The 19,798-nt window shown below is 73.0% G+C and carries 18 protein-coding genes and 1 pseudogene; 11 read left to right on the top strand and 8 right to left on the bottom strand.

Features of this window, described 5'->3' with window-relative positions:
- The first annotated feature begins 51 nt into the window (after positions 1-51).
- Positions 52-1,773 carry a BCCT family transporter gene (locus ACZ434_RS07875; RefSeq protein ID WP_468452987.1) on the top strand — a complete coding sequence of 574 codons (1,722 nt, stop codon included), beginning with the start codon at positions 52-54 and terminating at the stop codon, positions 1,771-1,773.
- Positions 1,774-1,836: 63 nt separating this feature from the next.
- Here the strand turns inward: ACZ434_RS07875 and ACZ434_RS07870 are convergent, their stop codons facing one another.
- On the bottom strand, positions 1,837-2,790 hold the full coding sequence (locus ACZ434_RS07870; protein ID WP_468452985.1) for an FAD-dependent oxidoreductase: 954 nt from the start codon (positions 2,788-2,790) through the stop codon (positions 1,837-1,839).
- Positions 2,791-2,857: 67 nt separating this feature from the next.
- On the opposite strand from ACZ434_RS07870, the gene ACZ434_RS07865 reads away from it, so the two are divergent.
- Together ACZ434_RS07865 and ACZ434_RS07860 are read left to right on the top strand one after the other, a co-directional pair.
- Complete coding sequence (locus ACZ434_RS07865; RefSeq protein WP_468452983.1) at positions 2,858-3,880, top strand: oxidoreductase; 1,023 nt, start codon at positions 2,858-2,860, stop codon at positions 3,878-3,880.
- Positions 3,881-3,928: 48 nt separating this feature from the next.
- Positions 3,929-5,569 carry an ABC-F family ATP-binding cassette domain-containing protein gene (locus ACZ434_RS07860; protein WP_468452981.1) on the top strand — a complete coding sequence of 547 codons (1,641 nt, stop codon included), beginning with the start codon at positions 3,929-3,931 and terminating at the stop codon, positions 5,567-5,569.
- On the opposite strand, the gene ACZ434_RS07855 is transcribed toward ACZ434_RS07860, so the two are convergent.
- From ACZ434_RS07855 to ACZ434_RS07840, 4 genes are all read right to left on the bottom strand, one after another.
- Positions 5,464-6,024 (bottom strand): putative glycolipid-binding domain-containing protein, encoded by a 561-nt coding sequence (locus ACZ434_RS07855; RefSeq protein ID WP_468452979.1) that lies wholly within the window; start codon positions 6,022-6,024, stop codon positions 5,464-5,466. The two genes, ACZ434_RS07860 and ACZ434_RS07855, sit on opposite strands and share 106 nt — an antisense overlap.
- 69 nt (positions 6,025-6,093) lie before the next feature.
- Entirely contained in the window at positions 6,094-8,466 is a 2,373-nt protein-coding gene (locus ACZ434_RS07850; RefSeq protein ID WP_468452977.1) for a Tex family protein, read from the bottom strand.
- A gap of 105 nt (positions 8,467-8,571) precedes the next feature.
- Positions 8,572-8,703: an LPFR motif small protein gene (locus ACZ434_RS07845; RefSeq protein WP_271321520.1), complete on the bottom strand. Its 132-nt coding sequence runs from the start codon at positions 8,701-8,703 to the stop codon at positions 8,572-8,574.
- A gap of 109 nt (positions 8,704-8,812) precedes the next feature.
- Positions 8,813-9,586, bottom strand: a complete 774-nt coding sequence (locus ACZ434_RS07840) for an enoyl-CoA hydratase/isomerase family protein (RefSeq protein ID WP_468452974.1) — start codon at positions 9,584-9,586, stop codon at positions 8,813-8,815.
- Positions 9,587-9,700: 114 nt separating this feature from the next.
- On the opposite strand from ACZ434_RS07840, the gene ACZ434_RS07835 reads away from it, so the two are divergent.
- Positions 9,701-10,345 (top strand): HdeD family acid-resistance protein, encoded by a 645-nt coding sequence (locus tag ACZ434_RS07835; protein ID WP_468452972.1) that lies wholly within the window; start codon positions 9,701-9,703, stop codon positions 10,343-10,345.
- A 138-nt stretch (positions 10,346-10,483) separates the two neighbouring features.
- A complete protein-coding gene (locus tag ACZ434_RS07830) occupies positions 10,484-10,945 on the top strand; it encodes an ATP-binding protein (RefSeq protein ID WP_468452970.1) in 462 nt (153 codons plus the stop codon).
- A gap of 53 nt (positions 10,946-10,998) precedes the next feature.
- On the opposite strand, the gene idi is transcribed toward ACZ434_RS07830, so the two are convergent.
- From idi to galE, 3 genes are all read right to left on the bottom strand, one after another.
- Positions 10,999-11,592, bottom strand: coding sequence for an isopentenyl-diphosphate Delta-isomerase (idi, locus tag ACZ434_RS07825; protein WP_468452968.1), 594 nt, complete (start codon positions 11,590-11,592; stop codon positions 10,999-11,001).
- 297 nt (positions 11,593-11,889) lie between these two features.
- Complete coding sequence (locus ACZ434_RS07820) at positions 11,890-12,828, bottom strand: cation diffusion facilitator family transporter (protein ID WP_468452966.1); 939 nt, start codon at positions 12,826-12,828, stop codon at positions 11,890-11,892.
- 130 nt (positions 12,829-12,958) lie between these two features.
- Complete coding sequence (galE, locus tag ACZ434_RS07815; RefSeq protein WP_468452964.1) at positions 12,959-13,942, bottom strand: UDP-glucose 4-epimerase GalE; 984 nt, start codon at positions 13,940-13,942, stop codon at positions 12,959-12,961.
- Positions 13,943-14,252: 310 nt separating this feature from the next.
- Between galE and ACZ434_RS07810 the strand changes: the two genes are divergently transcribed.
- The 6 genes and pseudogenes from ACZ434_RS07810 to ACZ434_RS07785 all read left to right on the top strand — a co-directional run.
- Entirely contained in the window at positions 14,253-16,067 is a 1,815-nt protein-coding gene (locus ACZ434_RS07810) for a DUF5941 domain-containing protein (protein ID WP_468452962.1), read from the top strand.
- On the top strand, positions 16,064-16,816 hold the full coding sequence (locus tag ACZ434_RS07805; RefSeq protein WP_468452960.1) for a phosphocholine cytidylyltransferase family protein: 753 nt from the start codon (positions 16,064-16,066) through the stop codon (positions 16,814-16,816). The genes ACZ434_RS07810 and ACZ434_RS07805 overlap by 4 nt, the downstream gene beginning before the upstream one ends.
- Positions 16,804-17,865: an iron-containing alcohol dehydrogenase family protein gene (locus tag ACZ434_RS07800; protein ID WP_468452958.1), complete on the top strand. Its 1,062-nt coding sequence runs from the start codon at positions 16,804-16,806 to the stop codon at positions 17,863-17,865. The genes ACZ434_RS07805 and ACZ434_RS07800 overlap by 13 nt, the downstream gene beginning before the upstream one ends.
- 13 nt (positions 17,866-17,878) lie before the next feature.
- Complete coding sequence (locus tag ACZ434_RS07795) at positions 17,879-18,622, top strand: CDP-alcohol phosphatidyltransferase family protein (protein WP_468452956.1); 744 nt, start codon at positions 17,879-17,881, stop codon at positions 18,620-18,622.
- Positions 18,619-19,503 carry a glycosyltransferase family 2 protein gene (locus tag ACZ434_RS07790; RefSeq protein WP_468452954.1) on the top strand — a complete coding sequence of 295 codons (885 nt, stop codon included), beginning with the start codon at positions 18,619-18,621 and terminating at the stop codon, positions 19,501-19,503. Before ACZ434_RS07795 ends, ACZ434_RS07790 begins: the two co-directional genes overlap by 4 nt.
- A gap of 98 nt (positions 19,504-19,601) precedes the next feature.
- A pseudogene (locus tag ACZ434_RS07785) lies at positions 19,602-19,798 on the top strand (ABC transporter permease); the annotation flags it as partial.

Here is a 19,798-nt window from a genome sequence, read left to right as displayed (position 1 = left end):
CTATCGGGAGGAGTGCTCTTCGCCCAACGGCTCTGACGAAAGGTGCCGCCCGTGACGCAGGACCAGCACAACGACAGGGACCATACGGCAGGCCCGCTGCCGGGCTCCGAAGCGGGCCTGCCGGGCCGGGGGCACCCGCGGACCGACCGGGTGGTGTTCGGCGTCACCGCCGTACTCACCCTCGCGTTCGTGCTCTGGGGCGCCGTCTGGACGGACTCCCTCCAGGACACCTCCAGCAGCATGCTCGGCGGGCTGATGCACAACGGCGGCTGGGGGTTCATGCTGGCCGCCTCCGGTTTCGTGGTCTTCGCCCTCTGGCTCGCGGCCAGCCGCTACGGCCGGATCCACCTCGGCGCCGAGGGCGAGGAGCCCGAGTTCCGCACGGTCTCCTGGATCGCCATGATGTTCAGCGCCGGCATGGGCATCGGCCTGATGTTCTGGGGCGTGAGCGAGCCGCTGGCGCACTACACGACACCCCCGCCCGGCACCGGCCCGGCCGACTCCGGCGACCGCATGGAGACGGCCATGGCCACCACCCTGTTCCACTGGACGCTCCACCCGTGGGCCATCTACGCGGTGGTCGGCCTCGCCATCGCCTACAGCACCTTCCGCCGGCGCCGGCGCCAGACCATCAGCGCCGTCTTCACCCCGCTCATCGGTGAGAAGAACGCCGGTGGCCTCGGCGGCCGGGTCATCGACATGCTCGCCATCATCGCGACGATCTTCGGGTCCGCGGCCTCGCTGGGCCTCGGCGCCCTGCAGATCGGCTCCGGGGTGGAGAAGCTCGACTGGATGGACAAGGTCAGCACCGGGCTGCTGGTCGGCATCATCGCGGTGCTGACCGTGGCGTTCGTGGCCTCCGCGGTCTCCGGCGTGGAGAAGGGCATCCAGTGGCTGTCCAACACCAACATGGTGCTGGCGCTGGTCCTCGCCCTGTTCGTGTTCGTCGCGGGCCCGACCATCCTCATCCTCGACCTGCTGCCGACGTCGGTCTTCGCCTACCTCGGCGACCTGCCCGACCTCGCCGGCCGCACCGAGATCAGCGGAGGGGAGGGCGTCGCCGACTGGCTGGGCAGCTGGACCGTCTTCTACTGGGCGTGGTGGATCTCCTGGACGCCCTTCGTCGGCATGTTCATCGCACGCATCAGCCGGGGCCGCACCATCCGCCAGTTCATCGGCGGGGTCATCCTCGTCCCCAGCACGGTCAGCCTGGTCTGGTTCGCGATCTTCGGCGGCTCGGCGATGCGGCTCCAGGAGCAGAACCGGCTCGGCGACGAGACGACCCCCGAGGGCCGGCTCTTCGCCGTGCTCCAGGAGTACCCCATCGCCACCGCCACCAGCCTGCTGGTGATGATCCTCGTCGGCATCTTCTTCGTCTCCGGCGCCGACGCGGCCTCCGTCGTGATGGGCACCCTCTCGCAGAAGGGAGTGCTCGAACCCAGCCGCTGGGTCGTCGTGTTCTGGGGTGTGGTCACCGGCGCCGTGGCGGCGATCATGCTGATGGTGGGCAGCGGCCAGGGCGACGCGCTGACCGGTCTGCAGAACCTCACGATCCTCGCGGCGGCCCCGTTCGTCCTCGTGATGCTCTTCATGTGTGCGGCGCTCATGCGCGACCTGCGGCGCGACCCGCTCATCGTGCGCGACGAGATGGCCACCGAGGCGGTGCAACTCGCGGTCATCGAGGGCCACACGAAGTACGACGGCGAGTTCGAACTCCGTGTCGGCCCGGGCCGCGGCACCGACGTGGAGGGCGACCCCATCGGCAAACACTGACCGCCGCGAGCCGGCCCCTCCCGCACCGCCCCGACCCCGCCCGCGGGCCGGGGCGGCACCGCTTCACCCGGCGGCCAGCGCCGCCGCCTCCTCCGCGCACCCCCAGGCCACGGTGACGCCCGCGCCGCCGTGACCGTAGTTGTGCACCAGGACCCGGCCGCCGGGCAGCGGGGCGCGTTCCAGGCGGACGGTGCCGCGTGCCGGGCGCAGACCCACCCGGTGCTCCAGGACCCGGGCGCCGGCGATCTCCGGACGCAGCGCCGCACACCGCCGCACGATCGCCTCGGCCACCGCCGGGTCCGGCTCCGCGGACCAGACGTCCTCCTCCGCCGTACCCCCCAGCACCAGCCGCCCCGGCTGCGGGAAGAAGTACGCCATCGCGCCGTCCGGCCCGGTGGAGACCGTCCACGTACGGATCCCCGGGTTCTCCACGACGACCAACTGCCCCCGCACCGGCCGCACGGAGGGGTCCGGCACCAGCTCCCGCGCCCCCAGCCCCGTGCAGTTGACCACGACCGGCGCGTCCGTCTCCGTCAGGTCCGTCACCGTACGCGCCTCGACCGCACCGCCCGCCGCCAGCAACCGCTCCCGCAGCCACGGCAGATGGGCCGGCATGTCGATGAGCGGCAGCCGGGCCCACACCCCCGGCCCCGCCGGATACTCCCGCGCCGTCGCGAGCCGCAGGCCCGGCAGCCGCGCCGCCGCCCACGCGTCGACCTCGTCCAGGGCCGTTTCGCCCAGTACTCCTTCGACCATCCGTACGCCGGTGACGTCCGGCCGCTCGGCCAGCTCCTCGTACACGTCCAGCGACCGCAGCGCCCACGCCCGCGCCGACGCGAGCGGCTCGATCCGGTACGGCCACCACAGCGCCCCCGCAACCGCCGAGGTGGTCCGCCCGACCGGGTCCCGCGCCCACAGCCGTACCCGTGCACCGCGCTCGGCGAGCACCACGGCCGTGGTCAGCCCGATGACACCACCGCCGATCACCAGGACATCGCCGTCCAGTTCGGTCTCCATCGGCCGGACGTTAGCGGAATGTGCCATGCCGTGCGCGGGTGCGGCCCGCGGGGGGAATACTCACAGCATGTCTGCCGAGTACGCGACCTTCGGCCTGGCACCGGCGACGAGAGCCGGTGGACTCCTCGCAGGCGGTGACTACCAGGTCCACCGGGACTTCGTCGACTTCGTCGTCGACGGATGCCCGCTGCTCTTCCGTCTCTCCGACCTGGACGCCGTCTCCCCGCTCGCCTCCGACGTCCCGCCCTCCCTCTTCACCGCCCAGGTCCGCAGCCTGCTGCTGGAGACCGAGGCGCCTCTGCCCGCCGGCCGGTTCATCGTCTACGGCTGCCCCGAGTGCGAGGACCTCGCCTGCGGCGCGGTCACCGCCGTCATCGAGCACGACGGCGAGGACGTCATCTGGCGCGACTTCGCCTGGCAGACCGACACGCACGCCGATCTGGAACTCAACGGCTACCACGGCATGGGGCCGTTCCGCTTCCGCGGCACCGAGTACCGTGCGGCCCTCGCCGCCCTCCTGAACGGCGACACCCCCGGCGCCCGCCGCCGGGTCCTGCTCATCGGCGCCCGCGCCGCCCCGCTCGCCCGGCTCGCCGCCGCCCTGCGCACCATCGGCATCGGCGCCGACATCGCCCAGGACGCCGACGGCGTCCCCGCCGACGAACTGCGGACCTACGGCGCCGTCGTCTTCGGCCGCTCCGTCGGCGCCGGACAGCGCGACACCGTGCGCCGCGCCTTCACCACCGCCGGCCTCGACGTCCCCTGCGTCGACGGACTCGCGCCCGTGGTGCCGCTGCTCGTGGCCCAGACCGAACAGGCCCTGGACGCCGGTCCGCCGCAGCGGCGCCGGCTGACGGAGCTCACCGCCCGCCCCGGCGCCGCGGAGCTCGAGGTCACCTCGTCCTGCCGGGTGCGGCTCACCGCGTACCGCGTCGACCGTCTCTCCCGCGCCCACGCGCAGGACCTCTTCGACGGCGTCCTGGAACCCGGCCGGCACCGCGTCCTCCTGGACGCCAAGGCGGTGCGGGGCGAGGCGTACGTCGTGGCACGCGCCGGCGGGACGGTGCTGGTGACGGCCGTCGGACGGTGAGGGCCGCGGCCCGGCCGTCCGGGCGCGGGCACTAGGATCGGCGGTCTGATGACTGCCACCCTCGTCGCCAAGAACCTCGCCGCCGGGCACGGCGACCGCTCGCTCTTCACCGGTCTCGATCTCGTCGTCGCCCCCGGTGACGTGATCGGCCTGGTCGGCGCCAACGGCGCGGGCAAGTCCACGCTGCTGCGCCTGCTCGCCGGGCTCGCCGCACCGGAACAGGGCGAGCTGCGCCTCTCCCCGCCCACCGCGACCGTCGGGCACCTCCCGCAGGAACCGGAGCGCCGGCCCGGCGAGACCGTGCGGGAGTTCCTGGCCCGCCGCACCGGTGTCGCCGAGGCCCAGCGGGCGATGGACGAGGCGACCCAGGCCCTGGTCGACGGAGCGCCCGGCGCGGACGACGCGTACGCCACGAGCCTGGAGCGCTGGCTGTCCCTGGGCGGCGCCGACCTCGACGAGCGCGCCGAGGAAGTCGCCGGCGCGCTCGGTCTCGCCGTCGGCCTCGACCAGCCGATGACCTCGCTCTCCGGCGGCCAGGCCGCCCGCGCCGGACTCGCCTCCCTGCTCCTGTCCCGCTACGACGTCTTCCTCCTCGACGAGCCGACCAACGACCTCGACCTGGACGGCCTGGAGCGCCTCGAACGCTTCGTGGCCGGACTGCGGGCCGGCACGGTCGTCGTCAGCCACGACCGCGAGTTCCTCACCCGCACCGTCACCAAGGTCCTCGAACTCGACCTCGCCCAGCGGCAGATCAACCTCTACGGCGGTGGCTACCAGGCCTATCTGGAGGAACGGGAGGTGGCCCGCCGGCACGCCCGGGACGAGTACGAGGAGTACGCCGACAAGCGGGCCGCGCTCCAGGACCGGGCCCAGATGCAGCGCACCTGGATGGACAAGGGCGTCAAGAACGCCCGCCGCAAGGCCGGCGGCGACAACGACAAGATCGGCCGCAAGTTCCGCAGCGAGGCCAGCGAGAAGCAGGCCGCCAAGGCGCGGCAGACCCAGCGCATGATCGAGCGCCTGGAGGTGGTCGAGGAGCCGCGCAAGGAGTGGGATCTGCGCATGGAGATCGCGTCGGCCCCCCGCTCGGGCGCGGTCGTCGCCACCCTCCGGAACGCCGAGGTCCGCCGCGGCGGCTTCACCCTCGGCCCGGTCTCCCTGCAGATCGACTGGGCCGACCGCGTCGCGGTGACGGGCGCGAACGGCGCCGGCAAGTCCACCCTGCTCGGCGCCCTCCTGGGCCGGGTTCCGCTGGACGCCGGGCACGCCGCCCTGGGTTCGGGCGTCCTGCTCGGCGAGGTCGACCAGGCCCGGGCACTGTTCCACGGTCCGCAGACACTGCTCGACGCCTTCCGCCCGGCGGTGCCGGACCTGGAACCGTCCGACATCCGCACGCTCCTGGCCAAGTTCGGCCTCAAGGCGGACCACGTGACGCGCCCGGCGGCCGGACTCTCCCCGGGCGAACGCACCCGGGCGGCCCTGGCCCTCCTCCAGGGCCGGGGCGTCAACCTCCTGGTCCTCGACGAGCCGACCAACCACCTGGACCTGCCGGCCATCGAACAGCTCGAATCCGCCCTCGACGCCTACCAGGGCACGCTCCTGCTGATCACCCACGACCGCCGCATGCTCGACGCGGTCCACGTCACCCGCCGTCTGGAGGTCGCCGACGGCAAGGTGACCGAGCGTTGAGGCGTCCCCAGCCGCCGCGCCGGCCGGGAGCAGTCGACGACGCGGCCGTCCTCGCCGAACTCCGGATCGCTGCTGAGGTCTGACGCGTAGCGAACGAACTCCCGCTCGCCCGGCCCGCGGAGCAGCCCGTGCCGCGGCACCGGCACGGTGTCGGTCAGCGGGCACAGACCCGGGCCGCCGCCCGGAGCGGGGAGCCGCTCACCGTCGGCGCTCCAGCCGCCCCGGCCGTCGTGGCGCAGGTCGAGGGAGCGGCTTCCGGAGGCGTCCTCGGCGGTCAGCGCCGGCCGCCGGGCCACGAAGCCGCCCGCCGTCTCGAGCCCGTACGTGATCCAGTACGGCTCCGGAAGGGGCCCGACGCCCCGGCCGCGGGCCCGTAGCGCGTCCCGGCCGAGCCCGGCCCGGGCGGTCTCGCACGCCTCGCTCGCCGTGACCGCCCACGTGACGACCCGTGCCACCGACAGGCCGACCACGTCAATGCGCCGGGCCCGTCTCGCGCGGCGGAGGGAGACGGGCCCGGCGAGAGGTCAGCGCCTGCCGCTCTTCGGGTCGACGAGACCCGCCCGGCGCAGGGCGTCGGCCATCGCGCTGTTCGCCGGCGCGGGCGCCTGACGCGCGCCGCCACCGCCGCCACCGCCGCCCCCGCGGCCCTGGCGCTGCTGCGGCGGCCGTCCGCCACGCTGCCGCCGCTCACCGCCGGACGCCTGCCCCTGCGGCGCGGCCTCGTCCTCCAGCCGCAGCGTCAGCGAGATCCGCTTGCGCGGGATGTCCACGTCGAGGACCTTCACCTTGACGATGTCACCCGGCTTCACCACGTCCCGCGGGTCCTTCACGAACGTCTTCGACATCGCGGAGACGTGCACCAGCCCGTCCTGGTGGACACCGACGTCGACGAACGCCCCGAACGCGGCGACGTTCGTGACGACACCCTCCAGCACCATCCCGGAGGCCAGGTCGGAGATCTTCTCCACGCCCTCCTTGAAGACGGCCGTCCTGAACGCGGGCCGCGGGTCGCGCCCCGGCTTCTCCAGTTCCTTCAGGATGTCGCTCACCGTCGGCAGACCGAACGTCTCGTCCACGAACTCCTGCGGCCTCAGCGACCGGAGCACCGCCGTGTTCCCGATCAGCGCGGCGACCTGCTCACCGGACGTCTTCACCATGCGCCGCACGACCGGGTAGGCCTCCGGGTGCACGCTGGAGGCGTCCAACGGGTCGTCGCCGCCGCGGATCCGCAGGAAGCCCGCGCACTGCTCGTACGCCTTCGGACCGAGCCGCGTCACCTTCTTCAGCTCACCGCGCGAGCGGAACGGCCCGTTGGAGTCCCGGTGCGCCACGATGTTCTCGGCCAGCCCCGAGGTGATGCCGGAGACCCGGGCCAGCAGCGGCGCCGACGCGGTGTTGACGTCCACCCCCACGCCGTTCACACAGTCCTCCACCACCGCGTCCAGCGAACGCGACAGCTTCACCTCGGACAGGTCGTGCTGGTACTGGCCGACCCCGATCGACTTCGGGTCGATTTTCACCAGCTCGGCCAGCGGGTCCTGGAGCCGGCGCGCGATCGACACCGCGCCGCGCAGCGACACGTCCATGTCCGGCAGCTCCTGCGAGGCGAACGCGGAGGCCGAGTACACGGAGGCGCCCGCCTCCGACACCATCACCTTGGTCAGGTTCAGCTCCGGGTGCTTCGCGATCAGCTCACCGGCGAGCTTGTCGGTCTCGCGGGACGCCGTGCCGTTGCCGATCGCGATCAGCTCGACCGCGTGCTCCTTCGCCAGCCGCGCCAGCTTGGCGACCGCCTCGTCCCACCGGTTCGCCGGGACGTGCGGGTGGATCACGTCGGTGGCCACGACCTTGCCGGTGGCGTCCACCACGGCGACCTTCACACCCGTACGGAAACCCGGGTCGAGGCCCAGCGTCGCGCGCGTGCCGGCCGGGGCGGCGAGCAGCAGGTCGCGCAGGTTCGCCGCGAAGACCCGCACCGCCTCGTCCTCCGCCGCCGTGCGCAGCCGCAGCCTCAGGTCGATGCCGAGGTGCACCAGGATGCGGGTGCGCCAGGCCCAGCGGACCGTGTCGCCCAGCCACTTGTCGGCGGGGCGGCCCCTGTCGGCGATCCCGAACCGGTGCGCGACGATCCCCTCGTACGACGACGGCCCGTCGGTGGGCTCCTCCGGCTCCAGGACGAGGTCGAGGACCTCCTCCTTCTCGCCGCGCAGCATCGCCAGGATCCGGTGCGAGGGCAGCTCGGTGAACGGCTCGGCGAAGTCGAAGTAGTCGGAGAACTTCGCGCCCGCCTCCTCCTTGCCCTCGCGCACCTTCGCGGCCAGCCGTCCGCGCACCCACATCCGCTCGCGCAGCTCGCCGATCAGGTCGGCGTCCTCCGAGAACCGCTCGGTGAGGATCGCCCGCGCGCCGTCCAGCGCGGCCTGCGGACCGTCGACACCCTTGCCGGCGTCCACGAACGCGGCGGCCGCGGCGAGGGGGTCGACCCCCGGATCACCGAGCAGCCCCTCCGCCAGCGGCTCCAGGCCCGCCTCGCGCGCGATCTGCGCCTTGGTGCGCCGCTTCGGCTTGAACGGCAGGTAGATGTCCTCCAGGCGCGCCTTGGTCTCCGCGCCCCGGATCCGGGACTCGAGCTCGTCGGTGAGCTTGCCCTGCTCGCGTACCGACTCCAGGATCGCCGTACGACGCTCCTCCAGCTCCCGCAGATAGCGCAGCCGCTCCTCGAGCGTGCGCAGCTGCGCGTCGTCGAGCATCTCGGTCGCTTCCTTGCGGTAGCGGGCGATGAAGGGCACCGTCGAACCGCCGTCGAGCAGTTCGACGGCGGCCCTGACCTGCCGCTCCCGTACGCCGAGCTCCTCGGCGATCCTGCCTTCGATGGACCCTGCGAGGGGTGTCGTCACGTTCCCGTACCGCCTTCTCCACTGAGGTTGCGCGGCAATTGTGGCAGGTGACGCCGACAATCGGGGATCAGGGCGGCGACTCGCCCGGACATCGCACGGGCGGGCTCAGGCGCGACGGCCACGCGTGGCGGAGGAGGCCCCGCCGAACAGCCGGGCGAGCGCCCGGAACGGCAGCGTCACCACGGTGGCGACGGCCCCGCCGATCTGACGCAGGACATCCGCGATGGCACGGAACACGATTCTCCCCTTTCGTCCCCCGGCCGCTCCGGCCGGAAGATCCCGGGTACCTCGTCCACGCTTCAACATGCACGGCGCGAGAAGGCGCCCGCGCACCCCGTCGCGGAGGTCAGGTCGCGGAGCCGCTCCGTTCCGACGTGGACACGCTCCAGGTGAAGTGCGGGGTCCGGCGCTCCAGGAACGCGGCGACGCCCTCCGCGGTGTCGCCGCTCTCCCGCGCCCGGTCGCTCCAGTACGGGTCCCGGTCGGTGCGGCCGTCGGCGAACTCCTTCGCCGCGGCCTGCGTGAGCTGTGAGCGGGAGGCCAGGATCGCCGTGAACCGCGCGACACGCTCGTCCAGTTCGCCCCCGGGCAGCACCTCGTCCACCAGACCCGTGCGCAGCGCCCGCCCGGCGTCGATCAACTCGCCCGAGAACAGCAGGTACTTGGCGGTCGCCGGGCCCACCAGCGAGACCAGCCGCCGGGTGGCCGAAGCCGGATAGACCACGCCCAGCTTCGCCGGGGTCACCCCGAACAGGGCCCCCTCCTCGGCGAACCGCAGGTCGCAGGCCGCCGCCAGCTGCGCCCCGCCGCCCACACAGTGACCGCGGACCGCGGCCAGCGTCGGCTTGGGGAAGGCGGCGAGCGCCTCCTCCGCCGCCACGGCCAGCCGCTGCGCCTCCAGCGGCGACCCCTGGAGCGTGGAGATGTCCGCCCCGGCGCAGAACGTGCCGCCCGCACCGGTGAGGACCAGCGCCCGCACCCCCGGGTCGGCGGCCAGCGTTTCCAGCAGCGGCGGCAGGGAACCCCACATCGCGGCCGTCATGGCGTTGCGCTTCTCCGGGTGGCGGATGACGACCGTGGCGACCGAGTCGGTGACGGTGTGCAGCAGCTGCGGCTCCATGCGCCGGATGCTAGCCGCCCCGGTCGGCGCGCCGGACGGCAGGATCCCGGTCGTCCGGCGGGGGAGGGACGGACGGCGGAGACTGGGGGAGGGGACAGGAGCGAGGAGGCACTCATGGCCAAGACCGCCAACACCGCCGGGCCCCGGGGCGAGGCCGCGAAGCTGAGCCGCGGTTTCAGCTGGCTCGCCGTGCTCGGGGTGATCCTGGTCGTCGCCGGGCTGGTCGGCCTGGTGTACACGGGTGTCGCCACCCTGACCTCGATGCTGCTGTTCGGCTGGCTGCTGCTGATCGGCGGTGTGATCGGGCTGCTGCACGCCGTCCAGGCGCGGCACACCAACTTCTTCTGGCTCGGCGTGGTCGTCGCCGCCCTGAACATCGCGGCCGGTGTGGTGGTGCTGAAGACGCCGGAGGCGGCGGCCGAGGCGCTGACCATGTTCGCCGCGCTGCTGTTCCTCACCGGCGGGCTGTTCCGCCTGGTCGGCAGCCTGGTGGTGCGCGGGCCGCAGTTCGGCTGGACGCTGGTCCAGGGAGCCTTCGGTCTGCTGCTGGGCATCCTGGTGCTGGGCACCTGGCCGAGCAGCAGCCAGTACGTCATCGGGACGTTCTTCTCCCTCTCCCTGCTCTTCGACGGGCTCGGCCTGATCGCCACCGGGTACGGAGGGCGCCGCATCGTCGGCATGGTCTCCGACCGGCTGGCCGGTGAGGAGGCGCGGCGGACGGAGGACGGGCCCACCGCCAAACCCGTACAACCCGAATAGTTTCCCGGGACGGCACAAGGCGGACGGGAACGGTCCCGCAATCGACCGTGTCATACGCCAACGGTCGGAATCGCTCGATATTCGCTGACTTCTGTTCAGTGTCGAAGGGTCGAGCCGATCGGTATCAACACTCGACGTGTGGTCACAATCGAGCGTGAAGGTGGCGATCCGCTGCCGTACGAAGGTGTCTGGCGGTTCACCGCCCCGGCCGTGGACGCCTCGGTCCCGCAGGCCCGGCACGCCGTGCGTGACCTGCTGCTGCGGCAGGGGGTTCCGGTCGCGGACGACGTGGTCCAGGGACTGCTGCTGATCGTCTCGGAACTGGTGACCAACGCCGTACGGCACGCGGCGCTGCTGTCACCGGTGCTCGGCGTGGAGGTCGCCGTCGGCGCCGAGTGGATCCGGGTCGCCGTGGAGGACAACCACCCCTACCGGCCCACCGCCCTGGAGGCCGACCACGCCCGCACCGGGGGCCGGGGACTGCTCCTGGTGCGCGAGATCACCCGGGAGGCGGGTGGTGCCTGCGAGGTCGAGCACACCGCGACCGGCGGCAAGGTGATCTGGGCCGCCCTGCCGCTCAAACCCGCGCAGATCGTCTAAAACCCTGCCGCCGGACTCCCGTCAGCCGTGGGGCGCGCCGGGTCCGCCCGGCGTCACCAGCCCGCCGACGGTCCCGTCAGTTCCCGCACCGCCGGGCGGGCCGCGTCCAGGACGGTCATGAACCAGGCCGAGTAGACGTCCTTCGCGTGCCGCTCGGCCAGCTCGGCCGGGGTCACGAACGCGGTGGACGCCACCTCCTCCGGGTCCGGCCGCAGGGGCGACTGCACCATGCCGACGAAGAGGTGGTTGTACTCCTGCTCCACCAGGCCCGAGGCCGGGTCCGGGTGGTTGTAGCGGACCGTGCCGGCCTCCGCCAGCAGCGAGGGCGACACCCCCAGCTCCTCGAAGGTCCGCCGGGCCGCCGCGGCGAACGGCGCCTCACCGGGGTAGGGGTGACCGCAGCAGGTGTTGGACCACACACCGGGCGAGTGGTACTTGCCCAGCGCCCGCTGCTGGAGCAGCAGCCGTCCGCGCTCGTCGAACAGGAACACCGAGAACGCCCGGTGCAGCCGCCCCGGCGGCTGATGGGCGGCGAGCTTCTCGGAGGTGCCGATCGTCACGCCGTCCTCGTCGACCAGTTCCAGCAAAATCGGCTCGGCGGTGCCGTTCGACGGGCTGTTCGTCGCGGTGGCAGGTGTGATCGGCATACCCATCCTTCACTCGGTCTTCGCGCCCCAGTCTGCCGCACGAATCCGGCACTCCCGGCACTCCGGTCCTCACCCGCATGTCCCGCGCCCGGCGCGGAGGGCGGTCGCACCGGCCGGGGCGGGGGACCGGGCCCGCAGCTGATCGTGCCCCCGGCGGCCCGGGACATGCGCCCGCCGCGGAGCGGCGCGGGGAAAGCGGCGCCACCGCGGGGGCGGACGGCTGCGTTCCCCGGCGCACGGGCACGCCCGCGCGCCTCCCGGACCCCCGCGCGCCTCCCTGACGGCAGGCGGCAGGCCCTAGTGGCAGAGACGGGCCTCGTGTTCGGCGTGCCCGCTGGGCTCGAGCTGGAAGGTGCAGTGCTCCACGTCGAAGTGATCGCCCAGGCAGCCCTGCAGCTCGTGCAGCATCTTCTCGTGCCCGATGGCGCTCAGCGTGTCGGTGCTCACGACCACGTGCGCGGAGAGGACGGGCATCCCCGAGGTGATCGTCCAGGCGTGCAGGTCGTGCACGTCCTCGACCCCCGGGGTGGCCAGGATGTGCGCCCGCACCTGGGCCATGTCGACGCCCTTGGGCGCCGCCTCCAGCAGGACGTCCAGGGTCTCGCGCAGCAGCTTCACGGTGCGCGGCACGATCATCAGCGCGATCACCAGGGAGGCGATCGGGTCCGCGGCCGTCCAGCCGGTGGTGACGATCACCAGGGCGGCCAGGATCACCGCGACCGAGCCGAGCGCGTCCGCCGCCACCTCCAGGAAGGCGCCCCGCACGTTGAGGCTCTCCTTCTGCCCCCGCATCAGCAGGCTCAGCGACACCAGGTTGGCGGCCAGACCGATGGCGCCGAACACCATCGCGAGGCCGCCCTGGGTGTCGGCCGGGGTGATGAACCGCTGGACCGCCTCGTACAGCACGTAGCCGCCGACGCCGAGCAGCAGCAGACAGTTGGCCAGGGCGGCGAGTATCTCCGCGCGGGCCAGCCCGAAGGTGCGGCGCTCGCTCGGCGGGCGGTTCGCGAAGTGGATCGCGAGCAGCGCCATGCCCAGGCCCACGGCGTCCGTCGCCATGTGGGCCGCGTCCGCGACCAGGGCCAGCGAGTCGGCCAGCGCGCCGCCGACGATCTGGACCACCATGACACCGAGCGTGATCGCCAGCGCCACCCGCAGTCTGCCGCGGTACGCCGCACTGGCGGTTCCGCCGGCGAGCGCTCCGTGCGCGTGCCCGTGATCGTGCCCAGCCCCCATGTGCGCCGCCTTTCCGTGACCGACTGCCGAGTGACAGTGAACTACGGGTGGGGGGTATGGGGCAACGCGGCACTGAACACCGTTGTCATCTGCCCTGACCTGCGGAAACGATCCGCAGGTCAGGGCAGCCTCACTGCCCCTGGGCGGGGGCGTGGCGGAGCTGCCAGCCCTGCCAGGCCGAGTCGACCATCTCGTCCACCGAACGGCGGGCGCTCCAGCCGAGCAGCTCGCTCGCGCGGGCGGCGGACGCCACCGCGCGGGGGGCGTCGCCGGGCCGGCGGGCCTCGACGACCGGGGCCCGGGTGTCGCCGGTGATCTTGCCGATGGCCGTGATCAGCTCGCGCACGGAGACGCCCTCGCCGCGGCCGATGTTCAGCGTCAGATCTCCGGCCGGGCCCCCGTCCGACAGCACGCGGGCCGCCGCCAGGTGCGCCTCGGCCAGATCGGCCACGTGGATGTAGTCGCGGACACACGTACCGTCCGGTGTCGGGTAGTCGTCGCCGAAGATGCGCGGGGCCTCGTCGCGGGTGAGCCGGTCGAAGACCATCGGCACGATGTTGAAGACCCCGGTGTCGGCCAGCTCCGGCGCCGCCGCCCCCGCGACGTTGAAGTAGCGCAGGCAGGCCGTGGAGATGCCGTGGGCGCGGCCGGCCGCCCGCACCAGCCACTCCCCGGCGAGCTTGGTCTCGCCGTAGGGGTTCACCGGGGCGCAGGGCGTGTCCTCCGTGATGAGGTCCACCCGGGGGTCGCCGTACACGGCCGCGGACGAGGAGAAGACGAAGCGGCGGACCCCGGCCTCCGCCACGGCCTCCAGCAGCGTCGCGAGACCGCCCACGTTCTCCCGGTAGTACCGGACCGGCTGGGCCACGGACTCGGCGACCTGCTTGCGCGCGGCGAGGTGCAGCACGCCCGTCACCCGGTGCTCCGCGAGCACCCGCTTCAGCAGCTCGCCGTCCAGCGACGACCCCCTGACCAGCGGTACGCCGGCCGGAAGCCGCCCCGGTACGCCGGACGAGAGGTCGTCCAGGGCGACGACCTCCTCCCCGGCGTCCGCCATGGCCCGCACCACATGTGCCCCGATGTAACCGGCTCCGCCGGTGATCAGCCAAGTCATGGTCGTCCACCCTATGCCGAGCCCCGCCGACCGGACGGGCATGCGGATATGTCCCGAATCGACGGTCTTCGGCCCGCGGTGAACGGTCTTCCCACGGGCGCGGTTTGTGGGCGCGGCCCCGGATCCCCGATGATGATCGCGGCAGCGACGCGGGCGAACCACGTCGATCCAACCGCCGAACGGGTGGTGAACGTGGGCTTCCGGGGATCCGATAGCCTCTGCCGACATGCTGCCCGGAGGCCCCCGCGCGGGCGCCTCACCATGTACATGGCCGACGTGGACGCGTCGGCACCCAGGGAGTGAGATTCGGTTGTCGACCGCCATCCTCACCGGCCTGCCGGTCCCCGGTTCGTCGCTCGAGGGGGACCTGCGCTCCCTCGGCTTCGACGTACGGATCGCGTCCGGCGCCGCCGAGGCAGAGACCCTGCTCGCCGCGGTCCCCGCGGGGCAGCGGGTCGCCGTGGTCGACGCCCGCTTCGTGGGCCATGTGCACGCGCTGCGCCTCGGCCTCACCGACCCCCGCTTCCCGGTCGCCGCGATCCCCGGCGCCGTCACCGCCCAGCAGACCGGCCGGCAGGCCCTGGCCCGCGCCCTGGCCCGCGAGAACTCCTCCGGTGAGGCGCCCGGCGGCGACACCCTGGTCGACAGCCTCGCCGACCGCGTGGTCACCGCCCTCGACACCGACGGCGCCGACGTGCACCGTCCCGAGCTCGGCAGCCTCGTCGCCACCGTCCCCGCCGACCCCCAGGCCCGCAACGAGGCCCGGCAGGCCGTCGCCTCCGTCGACGACGAGGCCATACGCCTGAAGTCCGCGGTCAAGGCCCGCGACGGGTTCTTCACCACCCACTTCATCAGCCCCTACTCCCGCTACGTCGCCCGCTGGTGCGCCCGCCGCGGACTGACCCCCAACCAGGTCACCACCGCCTCCCTGCTCACCGCGCTGATAGCCGCCGCCTGCGCCGCCACCGGCACCCGCCCCGGCTTCGTCGCCGCCGGCGTCCTGCTCATCGCCTCGTTCGTCCTCGACTGCGCCGACGGCCAGCTCGCCCGCTACTCCCTGCAGTACTCCACCCTCGGCGCCTGGCTCGACGCCACCTTCGACCGCGCCAAGGAGTACGCGTACTACGCCGGCCTCGCCCTGGGGGCGGCCCGGGGCGGCGACGACGTATGGGCCCTCGCCCTCGGCGCGATGGTGCTCCAGACCTGCCGGCACGTGGTCGACTTCTCCTTCAACGAGGCCAACCACGACGCCACCGGCAACACCAGCCCCACCGCGGCCCTCTCCGACAGACTCGACAGCGTCGGCTGGACCGTCTGGCTGCGCCGCATGATCGTCCTGCCGATCGGCGAACGCTGGGCGATGATCGCCGTCCTCACGGCCGTCACCACCCCCCGGATCACCTTCTACGCGCTGCTCATCGGCTGCGCCTTCGCCGCCGCGTACACCACGGCGGGCCGGGTGCTGCGCTCGCTCACCCGCAAGGCCAGGCGCACCGACCGGGCCGCCCGGGCGCTGGCGGACCTCGCCGACTCCGGGCCGCTCGCCGAGCCCCTGGGCGGGCTGCTGAAGGCCCCCGCGCGCCGCCTCCCCGGCTTCGCCGCCCCCGCCGTCGCGCTGCTCGGCGGCCTCGCCGTCGTCGCCACGGCCGCGCTCACCGGCTTCGGTGCCCCATGGACCGTCCTCGCCGCCTGCGTCCACGTCCTGACCTCCGCCGTCGCCGTCGCCCGCCCCCTCAAGGGCCCCCTCGACTGGCTCGTCCCCCCCTTCCTCCGCGCCGCCGAATACGGCACCGTGCTGGCCCTGGCGGCCCACGCGGACGTGAACGGAGCCCTTCCCGCGGCCTACGGACTGGTGGCCGCGGTCGCCTACCATCACTACGACACGGTCTACCGCATCCGCGGCAACGCGGGCGCGCCGCCGCACTGGCTGGTGCGGGCGATCGGGGGGCACGAGGGCCGCGTCCTGGCGGTCGCCGTCCTCGCGGCGCTGCTCACCGTCCCGCAGTTCACGGTCGCGCTCACGGTGCTCGCCGTGGCCGTGGCCCTGCTGGTGCTCGCCGAGAGCATCCGCTTCTGGGCGTCCGCAGGGGCGCCCGCCGTACACGATGAAGGAGAACCCGCATGATCGGCCTCGTGCTGGCGGCCGGCGCCGGACGGCGTCTGCGCCCCTACACCGACAGCCTTCCCAAGGCGCTGGTGCCGGTGGGGCCCGCGGGCATAGAGGGCGAACCGACGGTCCTCGACCTCACCCTCGCCAACTTCGCCGAGGTCGGCCTCACCGAGGCCGCGATCATCGTCGGCTACCGCAAGGAAGCCGTCTACGAGCGCCGGGCGGACCTGGAGCGCACGTACGGCCTCAAGCTCACCCTGATCGACAACGACAAGGCCGAGGAGTGGAACAACGCCTACTCCCTGTGGTGCGGCCGTGACGCCCTCAAGGACGGCGTGATCCTCGCCAACGGCGACACCGTGCACCCGGTCTCCGTCGAGCGCACCCTGCTCGCCGCCCGGGGCGGGGACAGGAAGATCATCCTCGCCCTCGACGACGTGAAGTCGCTGGCCGACGAGGAGATGAAGGTCGTCGCCGACCCCGCCAGGGGAATGACGAAGATCACCAAGCTGATGGACCCGGCCGAGGCGACCGGCGAGTACATCGGCGTCACCCTGATCGAGGGCGACGCCGCCCCCGAGCTCGCCGACGCGCTGAAGACCGTCTGGGAGACCGACCCGCAGCAGTTCTACGAGCACGGCTACCAGGAGCTCGTCAACCGCGGCTTCCGCATCGACGTGGCGCCGATCGGCGACGTCAAGTGGGTGGAGATCGACAACCACGACGACCTCGCCCGCGGACGGGAGATCGCGTGCCAGTACTGACCCGGCTCATCCCCTCCCCGCTCGTCGTCGACATCCGCCCCGGCGCCCTCGACGACCTGGGCTGTGTCCTCGCCGACGAGCGCATCTCGCAGTCCGGCCGGCTCGCCGTCGCCGTCAGCGGCGGCTCCGGGGCGCGGCTGCGCGAGCGGATCGCCCCCTCACTGCCCGGCGCGAGCTGGTACGAGGTCGGCGGCGGCACCCTCGACGACGCGGTCCGGCTGGCCGGCGCCATAAAGGCCGGCCACTACGACGCCGTGGTCGGACTCGGCGGCGGAAAGATCATCGACTGCGCCAAGTTCGCGGCGGCGCGCGTGGGCCTGCCCCTGGTCGCCGTACCGACGAACCTCGCGCACGACGGACTGTGCTCGCCGGTCGCCACCCTCGACAACGACGCGGGCCGCGGCTCCTACGGCGTGCCCAACCCGATCGCCGTCGTCATCGACCTCGACGTCATCCGCGAGGCCCCGGTGCGCTACGTGCGCGCCGGGATCGGGGACGCGGTCTCCAACGTGTCCGCCATCGCGGACTGGGAACTGGCGTGCAAGGTCAAGGGCGAGCGGATCGACGGGCTCGCCGCGGCCATGGCCCGGCAGGCCGGCGAGTCCGTGCTGCGCCACCCGGGCGGCATCGGCGACAACGACTTCCTCCAGGTGCTCGCCGAGGCACTGGTGCTCAGCGGCATCGCCATGTCGGTGTCGGGCGACTCGCGGCCGTCCTCCGGGGCCTGCCACGAGATCAACCACGCCTTCGACCTGCTCTACCCCAAGCGGGCCGCCGCCCACGGCGAGCAGTGCGGACTGGGCGCGGCCTTCGCGATGTACCTGCGGGGAGCGCACGAGGAGTCGGCGCACATGGCCGGCGTGCTGCGCCGCCACGGTCTGCCGGTACTGCCGGAGGAGATCGGCTTCACGGCGGACGAGTTCGTCCGGGCCGTCGAATTCGCCCCGGAGACCCGCCCGGGCCGCTTCACCATCCTCGAACATCTCGACCTGAAGACCGAACAGATCAAGGACGTCTACGCCGACTATGTCAAGGCCATCGGTAGCTGAACTCCGTCCGGTCGTGCACCCCGCGGGGGTCAAGGACCGGCGCAGCGGTGAGCACTGGATGGGACGCCTCTACATGCGCGAGGTGTCCCTGCGGGTGGACCGCTACCTGGTGAACACCAGGGTCACGCCCAACCAGCTCACGTACCTGATGACCGTCTGCGGTGTCCTCGCGGCCCCGGCCCTGCTGGTGCCGGGGATCGCGGGGGCCGTCCTCGGCGTGGTGATGGTGCAGCTGTACCTGCTGCTGGACTGCGTCGACGGCGAGATCGCGCGCTGGAAGAAGCAGTACTCGCTCGGCGGGGTCTACCTCGACCGGGTCGGCGCCTACCTGTGCGACGCCGCCGTCCTGGTCGGACTCGGTCTGCGCGCCGCCGACCTGTGGGGCTCCGGGCGCATCGACTGGCTGTGGGCCTTCCTCGGCACCCTGGCCGCGCTCGGCGCGATCCTGGTCAAGGCCGAGACCGACCTGGTCGGCGTCGCCCGCCACCAGGGCGGACTGCCCCCGGTGCAGGAGGCCGCCTCCGAACCGCGCTCCTCCGGCATGGCCCTGGCCCGCAGGGCCGCCGCCGCGCTCAAGTTCCACCGGCTCATCCTCGGCATCGAGGCGTCCCTGCTGATCCTGCTCCTGGCGATCCTCGACGCCACCCGGGGCGACCTGTTCTTCACCCGGCTGGGCACCGCCGTACTCGCCGGCATCGCACTGCTGCAGACCGTGCTGCACCTCGTCTCCGTCCTCGCCTCCAGCAGGCTGAAGTGAGTGCCGGTATGAAGGTCGGCGCGGTGATCATCACCATGGGCAACCGACCCGACGAACTGCGCGCCCTGCTGGACTCGGTCGCGAAGCAGGAGGGCGACCGGATCCAGGCCGTGGTCGTCGGCAACGGCTCGCCCGTCCCCGACGTCCCCGAGGGCGTGCGCACCGTGGAGCTGCCGGAGAACCTCGGCATCCCCGGCGGCCGCAACATCGGCATCGAGGCCTTCGGCCCCGGCGGCCGGGACGTCGACATCCTGCTGTTCCTCGACGACGACGGCCTGCTCGCCGGCCACGACACCGCCGAGCTGTGCCGCGAGGCGTTCACGGCCGACCCGGCGCTCGGCATCATCAGCTTCCGCATCGCCGATCCGGAGACCGGGGTCACCCAGCGCCGCCACGTGCCCCGGCTGCGCGCCTCCGACCCGATGCGCTCCTCCCGGGTCACCACCTTCCTCGGCGGCGCCAACGCCGTACGCACCAAGGTCTTCGCGGAGGTCGGCGGGCTGCCGGACGAGTTCTTCTACGCCCATGAGGAGACCGACCTGGCCTGGCGGGCCCTCGACGCCGGCTGGATGATCGACTACCGGTCCGACATGGTGCTGTACCACCCGACGACCGCGCCCTCGCGGCACGCGGTCTACCACCGCATGGTCGCCCGCAACCGGGTCTGGCTCGCCCGCCGCAACCTCCCCGCCCTCCTCGCCCCGGTGTACCTGGGCGTCTGGATGCTGCTGACGCTCCTGCGCCGGCCCTCGCGCCCGGCGCTGAAGGCCTGGTTCGGCGGATTCCGCGAGGGTCTGACCACCCCCTGCGGTCCCCGGCGGCCCATGAAGTGGCGTACGGTGTGGCGGCTGACCAGACTGGGCCGGCCCCCCGTCATCTGACAAGCTCGTGTCCGGGAACATCGGGGCCGCACCCAGGCTCCCCGGCTCATGCCAGGCCCGCCGGGCCGCGCATCTCGAGGACGAAAGTTTGACCACCAGTGAGTGAGACAACGCACGACGGCACAGTCGCGGTCAGCGCGCCCGTGTCGCCCGACGAGGGCCTCACGGCGGCAGAGCTGGCCGCCAAGTACGGGCTGTCCGTCAGCGGCGCACGGCCGTCCCTCGTCGAGTACGTCCGTCAGCTCTGGGGCCGGCGGCACTTCATCCTCGCCTTCTCCCGGGCCAAGCTCACCGC

The sequence above is a fragment of the Streptomyces sp. NPDC030893 genome (assembly GCF_055571535.1).
Note: the sequence above shows the minus strand (reverse complement) of the source record. Positions and strands in the feature narration are given on the sequence as shown.